The following is a 12,583-nucleotide window of genomic DNA, read 5'->3' on the forward strand; positions in this document are numbered from 1 at the left end:
CCAGCAGGCGGGCAGGAGCCCACCTCTAAACAGCCCGAGGCTTTAATCTCTCCGAAATCACTTTTGCCGCCGTCGCCCCGTGGCCAACCGCGCCGGCAATCGTCGGTGCCAAAGGATTCGCGACGTCGCCGACTGCGAATACATTGGCGACGCTCGTCTCCTGGTGATGCTTCACGACTACGTAACCATCGGCGTCTAATTCCAACTGTCCGCGCATAAAATCCGTGTTCGGCTCCCAGCCGATTCTGATCAGCACGCCCTGCACCGCCATCTGAAAAGGTTTGATGGCGCCGCCCCGTTCGATCTCGACCGCCTCTACACGGTCGTTGCCGATGATGCGTCGGACGACAGACTCAGGAAACACCGTCACGCAATGATTGGTGTGAAGCTGTTCGGCAAATTCGCGGCGCGCGCGCATTTTCCGGCCGCGATGAACCAGCGTGACCGTCGGGCAAACTTCCGACAGCAACAGAGCGTTTTCGGCCGCGGCATCTCCTCCGCCGATGACGCAGACATCTTTGCCGGTTAACTGTTCACGATCGCGCGCAGCTGTTTCGATGATGCCGCGACCCGCGAATTCCGCTTCGCCCGGCAGTCCGAGCCGGCGTCGCCGCAAACCGGTCGCGATGATCATCGCAATCGATTGCAGCTCTTCACCGCTTCTCAGTACAACCCGTCTGGCTTTCAAATCGACGCTTTCGATCTCGACATTCGTCCATAGATCGAAGTCACAGTCCTTCGTCTGCTCGACAAACAAATCACGCAGCTCGCGCCCGTTCTGCGCGCGCACGCCGAGATAGTTTTCGACCGGGTTGTGAACCGAAAGAAGCTGCCCGCCGACTTCTTCGGCTTGCTCGAGCACCAGCGTGTCGAGACCCAGCTCGTCGCACCAACGCGCCGCCGACAGACCGGCTGCGCCAGCACCGATGATGATCACGTCATGCATTAGTGCTTCCGAGGGCGCCGGGTCTTTTTCTTTGCGCGCAACTTATCAATCGCCTCGCGGACGGCAGGTTCCCAAATGAATGGTTGGTTCTTGCTTGGGTCATACGGTGAGAGAACAGGAATTGGCACCTTCATGCTCGTGAGCAATTCTGCGGTTTTGGTAAGTTCGTAGCGGTTCACGTAGGGCTCTCCGTCCGACCACGCCCATTTGTAAGCGGCGAGCGCATGCTTTTCTGCCTCTTCAGGGTTCTCAATCAGGTGCCACAGCATCGCTACAAATCGGTGATTAGGGTTGCGCTGACTCGCCAACCGCGCCGCCTCGTGCCGGGCCTCGATCTTGCTAAACTGACCGAGATGAAACTTGGCTAACGCGAGGCCGGCTTCCGACTCTTCATCTGTCAACCGTTTCTCGCGAGCCATACTCACCGCTTCATGAAACCGCGATGCCGCCAGCGCCCAATCACCCATCTCCAATCGCCAGGTTCCGCACAGTCTGTGAAGGTCGCGAAGCGTAATACGCTCACTGTCCAGCTCGGCGAGTCTAGTAGCTTCATCAATATGGTTCTGCTTCAAAGAGCCCTGCCAGAACTGCGATTGCGCAAAACGGTACTCCGCCCGACCTTGTCGATACGCGGGGCGACGCCATTTCCTTCCCATTTGGTCAAGCAATCGCCAGGTTTTTGACGCGTCCTGCCAATAACCTACGCGGGACTGATCGGCGTAAAGAGCAAGCCTGCATAAGAACAAGCTCTCTTTGTCATTCCTCGAATCTGCGAATTCGAGCATGATCGCATCAGCGCGCAGCGCTTTCGACAAAAGATTGAAGCCAGCGAAGGAGCGCGACATGTTGTATAAGACGTTGTTTAGTTCCCTCCAATTTTCGACTGTCAACTCCCAATTCAGGACTGTGCCCTCGACAGCGAGAGCCGCGCCGAATTCGCCGCAGTAAGACAGAGCAAGCGCGGCGTTATTTGCGAGATACGCTTCTCTTCCGTCAAGCAGTCGCGGCAACTCATTCCACCCCGTTGGGAAGAAGGACTTCAACAATGCGAGTACTTCCACGTATGCTTCAAGGTTAAAAATTAGAGCGTTTGATAAATCGCCACAAAACACGTCTGCTGCCGCCTCAAATCGCTCGACTTTCACCAGCGTCCTAACGAGCTGGAGGCCCGCAGCGACGTCCTCAAGGGTGGAAGCTTGATCGTACGGGCTGTGCGGCAGACTTGAGAAATAGTCGATTACCCGCTGACCACAACTTTGCTTGTCTTCCATCGCTAAGCTCGTCGCAGCAACGGCCCGCACCACAGGATGCAAATCATGTCGGCGCGTGCGTCGGTCGTACTGCAGTAGGCCGCGCTCCTCCAGGTCCTTTACCGTATCCAGCAGCTTCTGTGGCGCATTGCGGACTCTCGGCGAATCGTGCCACGCCTTCAGCGCTTTTTCGTACTGCTCCCATCGTGCGATGACTGTGTCGTATTCCTTCCGCTGCCATTCAGATTCCTCTTCATCAGGCGATTCGTATTGCCAGAACTCAATTTCATCAGGATGAACTGGTTTGCTGGGCATTGGCGGCAAGTGCGGATTTAGCGCCGCGAGAGTGTCGTATTCCACCGATTCAGAAAGAAGCGCTAAGGTTGAGAGAAGTTTGCGGCTGTCTTCGGGTAGAGCATCGAGAGCCACACGAAGAATGTGGTTTCGGCGCTGGATAAGGTTAAGCTTTCCGAGATCGAGCCTTGCGCCACCCTTTTGAGTCGGGTCGGTCAGCCACCCGTCAAAATTTCCGCGATTCGATCCGGGGGAGTTAATGAGCCCTGCCAGTACACCGATCACGAGCGGGTGGTTGTCGCAGTTCTGCGTCAGATATTCTCGGATTCGAGCCGAATCTCCGGTAATTTCGCATGATCGGAGCAGTTGTTCTGCATCTGCTGGGCGCAAACCCGGAAGCGTGATCCGCTTGGCGCCACCGATTGGCTGCCCGGACGGATTCAAAAGGACACGCGGAGTCAACCGAGAACTAATAAGTACCTTTGACGGAAAGGCGGCGGCCAAGGACCGTAGCAAGTCGCCATCCTCGTCGCGAATTGTGTCGCAGGGGTCGCGGGTGAGAACTTTATCAGTGGGTGCGTTCGCCTCCTCATCCGGAACTTCGGCGGCGTCAATACGATGGTAGGCCACAAGCACGCGTTCGAGCCCATCCAGGACCAGAAGCCATGGTTGTCCATGCAACTGGGCGAGGAGATCTTCCGCCAACTCTGGCGTTCTCTTTTTTTCTAGCTCTCCCAGCGGACGACCAGTCATGTATGCTAGTGCGCGGCGACAAAAATCCGCCATCACGGCGCCCTTTTCATAGAACGAATACCAAAAGCGTCCTGCCCAATTGCGCATAGCAGGAGCGTAATTAGGATTGGTGGTCCACTCCCACGTCAGCATGCTCTTGCCATTGCCGCCTATCGCTTCGAAGAGCAGCAGATTGGTTTGATCTGCCGGCCTAGCCCAATCATCAAGCGTTTGTAGTTCGGCCGTACGGCCCACAAATTTATGTGAACCGATGTAATCGGGTTCAGCGTAAAGCGCCGGAGGCTTAGGAATAGACCGTTGTTTAGTGAGACTTGCGCTTTCAGGATCCGTATCGGCATCAATTGAAATCGGGCTCGGCAATAATGAGTGAAGATATAGTGGAAGGTCGCGGTGCTCGTAACCGAATGCTATCGCACATATGTTGTAATTGTGATTATCGAAGTATGCTTGGAACTCGGCTCTGTCATGCTGACGAACAAGGCAAAAGTCATAGTGGCCGACGTTGCGGGCTCGAGCTCCGTGCCGTTCCAAAAGCAAACCGAAATCCGGATCGCTTAGACCGCTCATCCCGCACCCGACATAGACCCAGGTGGTCATCTTCCAAAACGCGGATAAATCGTTCCGATAATGTTCGTCTCGCGCGATTTCGTCGTAAGACTTCCAATCTAGAACCACCGATTCAGGTTTTCGCCAATAACCGTGAAGGAATAGAACTGCTTGCGGATCGTCGCCTCGCGCTGCCGACAGAAAAGCCTCGCGGTCCTTCCAGGTAATAGGCGTTCGCTGATCTGAGTCGCCGAGCAAGAGACCGTCATAGTTGGTCGTCGCCAGCCGGTTGCCCCGCTGATGGAGAGATTCCAAAGCATCGAGGACACCGCGATCGTGAGGTCGAATTGTGCCAACGGTTTCTTTCAGCCACCGGGCGAAGTGCTGCGACTTGGCGCCGCCCATACCAGTCATCACATCTTCAGCAGCCGAGAGGTATCGATGGGTTGGCGGGTTTTTCGACAGCAGTTTTAATTGAGCTTCTGCGACGTCGGTGTCGATCAGTTTGTGATCTCGAAGCCACTCTAATCCATTCACCAAAAGGCCAGTCCATGAAGCTTGTGGGTGCGGCATGCCGCTAACCGAATCAACACTCGCCGCTATCGACACTCCACTACCTATGACGATAACGGCGCGGCGGTCGCTTACCGTATTGCGTAACTCAGCTTCCAGGTTATGGACACGTTTCATTCGGTTGAGAGAATCGGCTGCTTTAATTCATGTCAGCTAAGAAGAGTATTCCGCAAACGATATCACACAAGAATTATGCCCGCCGACTTCTTCGGCTTGCTCGAGCACCAGCGTGTCGAGACCCAGCTCGTCGCACCAACGCGCCGCCGACAGACCGGCTGCGCCAGCACCGATGATGATCACGTCATGCATACGGAATCGGTAGTGCGTTCAATGATAAACTAACGCCCTGTTCCGCGTAATTCAATTGCGAAAGGAGAAAACGATGCGTCTGACTGAGATGGTTTCGTGCTCTGGTTGAGCGGCGAAGCTGGCGCCTGCCGTCCTCGCTCAGGTGTTGAGCGGGCTTGAGAAACAACCTAACGATCCGAATCTGCTGGTCGGTTTCGACAAAGCGGACGACGCCGGAGTGTATCGACTGCGCGACGATCTCGCGCTCGTGCAGACGCTCGATTTCTTTACCCCGATTGTTGACGACCCGTTCGATTACGGCCGCATCGCCGCGCTGAATTCGATCAACGACGTGTGGGCCATGGGCGGAACGCCGATAACGGCGCTGGCGATCACGTGCTTTCCCAAAAAAGGCGTCGATTTTTCGATCCTGCAGGAGATTATGCGCGGCGGTTTGTCGGTTTTGACTGAGAACAAAGTCGCGCTGATCGGCGGTCACAGCGTCGATAACGAACAGATCATGTTCGGCTATTCAGTCACCGGAGTGATCGATCCGAACCATGTAGCAACCAATGCCGGAGCGCGGCCTGGCGATGTGATTATTCTGACCAAACCGATCGGCACCGGAGTGATCTCGACCGGCATCAAACGGGCAAAGGCTTCGCCGGAAATCGTCGAAGAATCAGTCGCGACAATGTTGACGCCGGGCAAGCACGCCGCCGAAGCGATTGCCAAATTCGATGTTAAGGGCGCGACTGATGTCACCGGGTTCGCTTTGCTCGGTCATGCGTGGGAGATGGCTTGCGCCAGCAACGTAACGATCGAGATTGATTCCAGTCGAGTGCCTTTAATCAATGGCGCGCTGGAATTGGTTGCCGCGGGGATGCTGACGGGGGCAGATAAAACAAACCGTGAGTATGTGGGCGAAGATGTTTCGTTCGTCGACGGTCTCGATCCAAATTTGATGAAGTTGTTTTATGATCCACAAACGGCCGGCGGATTGTTGCTGGCGATTTCGGAAGACAAGGCTGAAGGCTTATTGACCGAACTGCGCCGCAATTACCCGTACGCAAACATTATTGCGCGAGTGCTTGAGCGCAACCCGATTGCGATTATCATCAAATAGAGTCCTCAGATTACGCGAATTTCACAGATTAAATCGCCGCAAGACATTCGAATTTGGATAGTAACTAGTTGGTAATTCGCTGACCTCGCCTCCCGTTTCATAATCTGTTAAATCTGTGTAATCTGCGGATGGAAACCAGTAATGGCTTCACCAATTCCACAGCCCGCGAAATTCAAACCGCAATCAATCGCGGAACTCTACAACTCCGTCCGTACGCGCACGTTGGAGATCGTCGCGCCGCTCGAGATTGAAGACTACGTCATTCAAACAGCGGAGTTCATGAGCCCCCCGCGCTGGCACATCGGCCACACGTCCTGGTTTTTCGAAACCGTCTTGCGGAAGTACCAAACGGGATACAAACCCTACTCGGAAGATTTTCTTTTCTTCTTCAATTCGTACTACGAAGGGTTCGGCGAGCGGATCGAACGTCAAAAGCGCGGCACTCGTTCGCGACCGACTGTTGCTGAAACGAAAACGTATCGCGCGCACATCGATGAACAGATGACGCGGTTCATCGAAAGCGTTTCGGATCGCGATGACGCGCAGGAAATTCTTTCGATCGTGCGCCTGGGACTTGAGCACGAGATGCAGCATCAGGAGCTGCTCGTCTATGACATCAAGCATCTGCTCGTCGATCAATTTGATGCGCCGATGAAACCTACGCCGGCCGCAATCGACACCGTAACAGGGATGGTAGAGATTCAAGGTGGCTTGTTCGAGTTGGGTTATGCGGCGCGGGGCAGTAGCCCGACCGTGAGGGAGGGCGTTGATGTCTTTGCCTGGGACAACGAGAAGCCGCAGCACAAAGTTTTCCTGCAAGACTTCTCGATCGATCGCGCGCCGGTTAGCAATGGCGAGTATCTCGAATTCATGAACGCCGGCGGCTACAAAGACTTTCGCTGGTGGCACTCAGCCGGCTGGGAGAAAGTGAACACCGAAAACTGGATGGCGCCGCTTTACTGGGAGCAGCAGAACGGCGAATGGATGATTCGAGATTTCGGGGGGCTTCATCCGGTCGCGGAGAAACTGAACGAACCCGTTTCGCACGTCAGCTTTTTAGAGGCTTCGGCTTATGCGAAGTGGGCGGGCAAACGCCTGCCCACGGAAGCTGAGTGGGAGAAGGCCGCAACGCAGTCTCCATCGTCAAGCGCGAAGCAAGAGTTTCCGTGGGGCGATTCGCCACCTGATGATTCGAAAGCGAATCTGTTCGAAAATGGATTCTGGAACCCGGCGCCGATCGGATCTTTTCCTGAAGGTCAAAGCGTTTACGGTTGTCAGCAGATGATCGGTGATGTTTGGGAGTGGACGACTTCAGATTACACGCCGTACCCGGGCTTCAAATCCGAATTCGACGAATACAATGACAAGTGGTTTGTCGGTCAGAAGGTTCTGCGCGGGGGCTCGTTCGCCACACCGCGGATTCACATTCGCTCGACGTACCGAAACTTTTTCTATCCGCACGAACGCTGGATGATCGCCGGATTTAGGTGTGCCAAGGACGCATGACTCGCGTGGTCTCACCTCCATCCTCTCCCAGAGGGCGAGGAGGAATAGCAGGTGGTACTGACCTCTGTGGGAGCGCGGGCATCCTGCCCGCTGTATCTGTCGCGAAGCCACAGACCAAAGTCTATGCGACTGCGCAAAAGACACGTAACATTCCGTCTCGGTTCTGCGCTGGTCAATAGCGACATTCAGCGAAGAGTAGTCCGGAGCGCCACCCGGTGTGGACGGCCACAGACGGTGACGTGGAACCAGCGGTAACTTAATTATCTCAAACGTACTCTAATTACCCTGACATGAAATCGCCCCGCACAATTGCCCTGCTACTGACACTCTGCGCGCTGGCCGCGACCGCTTGTAATAGCGAAGCGTCGCAGCCGATAACGCGCACCGAGCCAACGACTACTCAGATTCAACCGGCGTCGCTGGTAAGCGACACTTCAACCAATAGCGGCGATGTCGCGACCACCGAATCTCCGGCTGAGCCAACGATGCTGCCGGGGCCGAACGCGGTCCCGAAAGACACGCGCATCGTCGTTAACATTCCGGCCTTCCGGATGGATGTGTTCAAAGACGGCGTGCTGTTGAAGTCTTACAAAGTCGGCATCGGCTATCCCGAATATCCTCTGCCGCGTGGTTTGCGTAAGGCTGAGACGATCATTTTCAATCCGACCTGGACGCCGCCCAACGAACCCTGGGTCGCGAATCCGGGCGTCGTTGTTCCCGCAGGCAGCAAAGCGAATCCGCTCGGGCCGATTAAGGTTCCCATTGGTGCGCCGTCATTGATTCACGGCGGCAAGGCGCTCTCAAAGATTGGTACGTTTGCTTCGCACGGCTGCGTTGGCATGACGAATGAGCAAGTGAAGGACTTCGCGAAAGTTTTGGCGGATGCTTCCGGAACCGAATTATCAACCGACAAGATGAACTCGTGGTTAAAACGACCGAGCCGCACACAGGCCCTAAAGCTCGCCCAGATCGTTCCGGTGGAGTTGCGGTATGAAACGATCGTCGTTGAAGACGGTAAGGTGCGCATCTATCGCGACGTTTATGGACAAAAGACAAACACCGAAGAGAGCCTGCGCGCGGTGCTCGACGCACACGGAATCAGTCTTGACGGAATGAGCGAGACTGAGAAATCGCAGGTGCTCGAGGTTCTGAACATCGTTTCCCGCAACCCGAAGAAACAACCGACGCCGGCGCCTTCCGTGACGCCTACTCAAACTGTTGAGGAGAAGCGTGCCGCCGCCGCCGCGCGCAAAGCGGAAGCTGAGCGACTTCGGAAGCTGCGCAGTCAAAAGGAATTCGCGATCGACATCGCCTCGCTGGCCGGCAAGGGTTATCCCGCCGCAATGAATCTTAATGACGGTAAGCCTCTGGTCGCGGCCGCGAAATAACCTTTTCGTGGAGCGGACTCCACGCAGATGTTGCCTTCATTCTTCTGACGACTGGGTTCCGTCCTTGGGCAGTCGAGTGACCCCGAAAGAGTTGCGAGTTGTTTGAGGCTTCCTCTGCTCTTAACTGCTGCTCCCAGCTGCTTTATTCGAATCTGTAAAATCTTGTGGATGATCTGCCGACTTTTTATTGACAACGTTCGCAGCCCGGCATATCTTCTCCCGCACATCATTCCCGAATTTCGATGGCGTTCGCTCCAATCGTTCGCCGCCCCCCCGAGAAGTTCGGACTGATTTGACCGCAAATAAAATCTGATCGCGCAGTCACCACTGCGCAGGCTATATCGTTCTGACTTTGTCAATAAAACCAAAGGAGACCCTGATGAAACAAGTTACTTCCCTTAGTCGCGTCGTGTCGCGTTCGTCTCGCAAGCGCGGCCAATTTCGCTCGTTGCCATTCTTTTTGGTGTTGGTCATCGCGATGCTGGTTTTTGTCGTCGCGGCATCGGCATCCACGTTCATTTTAAAATGGGGAACCGTCGGTTCGTCCGACGGGGAATTCATTAGCCCAAGAGGAATCGCGGTCGCTCCCTCAGGTGACGTTTATGTCGCGGACGCCTCAGGTGCCAGCCCAGGTCAAATTCAAAAATTCGACGGCAACGGCACCTTTATTGCCCGGCTTGGACAGAACAACGGAACGGCTCAAGGATTTCTTAGCATCCATAAAATCACCACCGATTCAAGCGGTAATGTTTATGCCACAGACGGCGCCGGAGAAGGGAGTACGAGTGTTGTTAAAAAGTTTAACTCCAGCGGCCTATTTCAGTTTGCATTTGGTGACAACGTAAGCGAGGGCGGACAGTTCCTGGCGGCAGCCGGAATAGCTGTCGACTCGACAGGCAATATCTATGTTGCTGACTCAGGTGCCAATCTCATTAGGAAGTTTTCTTCCACCGGTACGCCCATCGGCACGATTGGGTCCGGTGGGAGCAGCAACGGCCAGTTCGCCAATCCCGTAGGCATAGCGATCGATTCAGGTAACAACCTTTACGTAGCCGACAGCGGGAACAATCGAATTCAGAAATTCAATAGCGCCGGCACGTTTGTTACGGCGTGGGGAACGCTAGGGACGGCGACCAGCGAGTTCAATGGACCTCGCGGTGTTGCAGTCGACACCGTGGGAACAGTTTATGTGGCTGACACGGGAAATAATCGTGTGCAACTTTTCTCCAACACCGGAACGTTTATCGAAGCGGTGGGAAGCGCCGGCAACGGCGACGGACAATTTCAAGGTCCCGAGGATATAGCTGCAAACGCAGCCGGCACCTTCTTCTACGTTGCCGACACGAATAACTCGCGCATTCAGAAATTCAGCACTACGGCTTCGGCCCCAACTGCTAATGCCGGCCCCGATCAAACTGTCGAATGCGAAGGGGCAACCACGGACGTGAATCTGAATGGCTCGGCCTCTACAGCGGGCAGTGGAACTATCAACTCGTACTCCTGGGCTGAAGGAGCCACGCCGCTTGGCACGGGGGCGATGCTGACTGTGAACCTGCCAGTCGGTGTTCACACCATCACGCTCACCGTCACAGACACTGGTGGCGGATCTGACACAGACGATGTTGTCATTACTGTGCAGGATACGTTAGCGCCGGATATCACGTGTCCGGCTGACGTGGTCGTTACTCTGCCACCGAATTCGAATGCGACGTCGATGGCGGTCAACTACCCAGCGGTAACAGCTACTGATAGTTGTTCGGCGAGTGTCACCGTGAACAGCACGCCCGCCTCGGGTTCTGTGTTCCCGGTCGGCACGACTACCGTCAACGCGTCTGCGGATGACGGCGCTGGCCATGTATCCAACTGCAGCTTCACTGTTACCGTGCAATACAATTTCGCTGGTTTCTTCCAGCCGGTCGACAATCTTCCGGCGCTGAACGTAGTTCAGGCAGGGAGGGCCATTCCGGTGAAGTTCAGCTTGAGTGGTGATAAGGGACTGGGAATTTTTGCTCCCGGCTCACCTTCTTCGGGACCAATCGCGTGCAATTCCAGCGATCCGGCAGTGGATTTGGAAGAGACGGTTACTGCAGGCGGGAGTAGTCTTAGTTACAATCCAGTAACTGACCAGTACATCTACGTCTGGAAAACCGAAGCAAGTTGGGCGGGTACATGCAGGCAACTAGTCGTACAGTTAAACGACGGTAGCATCCATCGCGCGAACTTCAAGTTCAAATAACTTTTGGTCGCCGGTTGGATTGATGAAGGCCTCGCGTTCTTTAGCGAGGCCTTCACTTTCAGGTGATGTGGTGAAAAGACGCGGCTACCTTGTGCGAAGGGGTGGAGCCTCGGCCGGTTCCTGCCCGACCGCGTACTGCCGCCTGCTATTTGGTGCCCCCGCAGGGATTCGAACCCCGAACCAACAGATTATGAGTCTGCTGCTCTAACCGTTGAGCTACAGGGGCACAAAGACTTAGGGCAGTTGCTTCCCGATTGTAACGGAATTGTACCGACTCGGCGTCGTTTTTGACTAAACTGATCGCCACCGGCGCCGCATCCTAGAGCCCTTCAAACTGCTCTTGATCCGCGGCGCCATGGCAGGTTCCACAGTGCACGCGCCGCGAGGACGACGGACAGCATCCCGCTCGCGCCAAGCGCGATGTTGGTCCAGACCCAGAAGAACTTTGCGTTGGTATTGCCATATCTGCCGAGGATAAGACCTTTCCCCTGCATATGTAGGATAGGGATGCCAGATGCAAGCAGCGCCCCGATTAGGATGAGCACCAGTCCCCATCGCCGATCGCCGAACACCAGCGTGGCGGAAAGCCAGACCGCCAGAATGAGCAAGCCCCCGGCCGCTGACGTGGTTCCCGGCTCGAGCCCACGGGCGACCTCATCAGCCCAGTGCAATGAGAAGAGGACGATCGAGAGCAGAGACGTGATCGTTAACGTAACGTTGCGGTTCATTTGAAATTCTCCTTGCAGATTTTGTCTGCGCCTCTCGCCACTTATACGTCCCGTACAGCAGGGCGCTCATCGGGCGCTCCTTTTGCTTATGCCGCCGGTCGCTCGCGTTCTGCCTGCTTCGGTTCGAACCGGAGCAGGTCGCCAGGTTGGCACGAGAGCGCCTCGCAGATCGCCTCGAGCGTCGAGAAACGAATCGCGCGCGCTTTGCCGGTTTTGAGGATCGAAAGATTGGCCAGCGTCATGCCGACACGATCCGCAAGGTCGGTGAGCGTCATCCGCCGATCGTGCAGTAAGTCGTCGAGCTTAATTGCGATCGCCATGTCACACCGTCCCTTCGAGGTCTTCGCGCATGTGCGCGCCTTCCGCGAACACGCGCGCCAGCAGGAACGTGAGGAGCACGGCGAGCCAGCCATTAATGGAAAAGCCGGCATCGATATCGACGGGATGCGCCGGACTGGAAATGGCTGTGCCGATCGCGCCGATGACGATGCTGAAAAGGTTCAGCACCAGCAGCACCCAGGCGATCGCCTGCAACCGGGCTGCGTTTGCGGTGACGAACGGGTCGCCCCCGCGCACGGTCTCAACGATCGCGAGCAGCTTTTTTAAGACAAGATAGTTCAGAGGAATCGTGGCGAGACCAAGCACGGCGATCGCGCGCAGACCCATGACCAGCCGGTCCGCATCAGGCGATGGAGCGAGGTCGAAACTGCTCATGATCCATTGCCGGTTGGGTACTACGAACAGCAGAACCAGGATCACTGGGACCATCAGCCAGTTCAAGACCATCAGGATCCGCAGCAGGACATAAGCGATCGGCAGCGCGGCAGTTGAAGATATTTGCTTTGACATTGATTTCACCTTCGGCATATCGACTATCAATAAACTATTTATTGACAACCGTCAAGCATATTATTGATAAGCGATAAACACGGATTGCCGCGCCTGTACT

General features: G+C 55.5%; 10 protein-coding genes and 1 tRNA gene. 4 read left to right on the forward strand and 7 right to left on the reverse strand.

What is annotated here, in order from left to right; translation table 11 throughout:
- Positions 1 to 25 precede the first annotated feature (25 nt).
- From VFX97_18545 to VFX97_18555, 3 genes are read right to left on the reverse strand one after another with little or no spacing between them, the layout of a single operon-like run.
- Positions 26 to 946, reverse strand: a complete 921-nt coding sequence (locus VFX97_18545) for an FAD-dependent oxidoreductase (GenBank protein HEX5705206.1) — start codon at positions 944 to 946, stop codon at positions 26 to 28.
- Positions 946 to 4,479, reverse strand: a complete 3,534-nt coding sequence (locus VFX97_18550; protein ID HEX5705207.1) for an SIR2 family protein — start codon at positions 4,477 to 4,479, stop codon at positions 946 to 948. The genes VFX97_18545 and VFX97_18550 overlap by 1 nt, the downstream gene beginning before the upstream one ends.
- Before the next feature lie 36 nt (positions 4,480 to 4,515).
- Positions 4,516 to 4,671: an FAD-dependent oxidoreductase gene (locus tag VFX97_18555; protein ID HEX5705208.1), complete on the reverse strand. Its 156-nt coding sequence runs from the start codon at positions 4,669 to 4,671 to the stop codon at positions 4,516 to 4,518.
- A gap of 118 nt (positions 4,672 to 4,789) precedes the next feature.
- Between VFX97_18555 and selD the strand changes: the two genes are divergently transcribed.
- The 4 genes from selD to VFX97_18575 all read left to right on the forward strand — a co-directional run bounded on the left by selD (position 4,790) and on the right by VFX97_18575 (position 10,906).
- On the forward strand, positions 4,790 to 5,776 hold the full coding sequence (gene selD, locus VFX97_18560) for a selenide, water dikinase SelD (GenBank protein ID HEX5705209.1): 987 nt from the start codon (positions 4,790 to 4,792) through the stop codon (positions 5,774 to 5,776).
- A gap of 141 nt (positions 5,777 to 5,917) precedes the next feature.
- Entirely contained in the window at positions 5,918 to 7,282 is a 1,365-nt protein-coding gene (gene egtB, locus VFX97_18565; protein ID HEX5705210.1) for an ergothioneine biosynthesis protein EgtB, read from the forward strand.
- Positions 7,283 to 7,572: 290 nt separating this feature from the next.
- On the forward strand, positions 7,573 to 8,670 hold the full coding sequence (locus VFX97_18570) for a L,D-transpeptidase (GenBank protein HEX5705211.1): 1,098 nt from the start codon (positions 7,573 to 7,575) through the stop codon (positions 8,668 to 8,670).
- 379 nt (positions 8,671 to 9,049) lie between these two features.
- Complete coding sequence (locus VFX97_18575; protein ID HEX5705212.1) at positions 9,050 to 10,906, forward strand: PxKF domain-containing protein; 1,857 nt, start codon at positions 9,050 to 9,052, stop codon at positions 10,904 to 10,906.
- Between the two features lie 150 nt (positions 10,907 to 11,056).
- Here the strand turns inward: VFX97_18575 and VFX97_18580 are convergent.
- The 4 genes from VFX97_18580 to VFX97_18595 form a co-directional block, all read right to left on the reverse strand.
- Positions 11,057 to 11,132: transfer RNA gene (locus tag VFX97_18580), tRNA-Ile, on the reverse strand.
- A 103-nt stretch (positions 11,133 to 11,235) separates the two neighbouring features.
- Positions 11,236 to 11,634 carry a hypothetical protein gene (locus VFX97_18585; protein HEX5705213.1) on the reverse strand — a complete coding sequence of 133 codons (399 nt, stop codon included), beginning with the start codon at positions 11,632 to 11,634 and terminating at the stop codon, positions 11,236 to 11,238.
- Positions 11,635 to 11,720: 86 nt separating this feature from the next.
- The gene (locus tag VFX97_18590; GenBank protein ID HEX5705214.1) at positions 11,721 to 11,954 is read right to left on the reverse strand and encodes a helix-turn-helix transcriptional regulator; all 234 of its coding nucleotides are present in this window, start codon (positions 11,952 to 11,954) and stop codon (positions 11,721 to 11,723) included.
- A gap of 1 nt (position 11,955) precedes the next feature.
- On the reverse strand, positions 11,956 to 12,483 hold the full coding sequence (locus VFX97_18595; protein ID HEX5705215.1) for a DUF2975 domain-containing protein: 528 nt from the start codon (positions 12,481 to 12,483) through the stop codon (positions 11,956 to 11,958).
- Between the last annotated feature and the right edge of the window lie 100 nt (positions 12,484 to 12,583).

It is taken from the genome of Pyrinomonadaceae bacterium, assembly GCA_036277115.1.
In the GTDB taxonomy this organism is placed as follows: Bacteria; Acidobacteriota; Blastocatellia; order Pyrinomonadales; family Pyrinomonadaceae; genus UBA11740.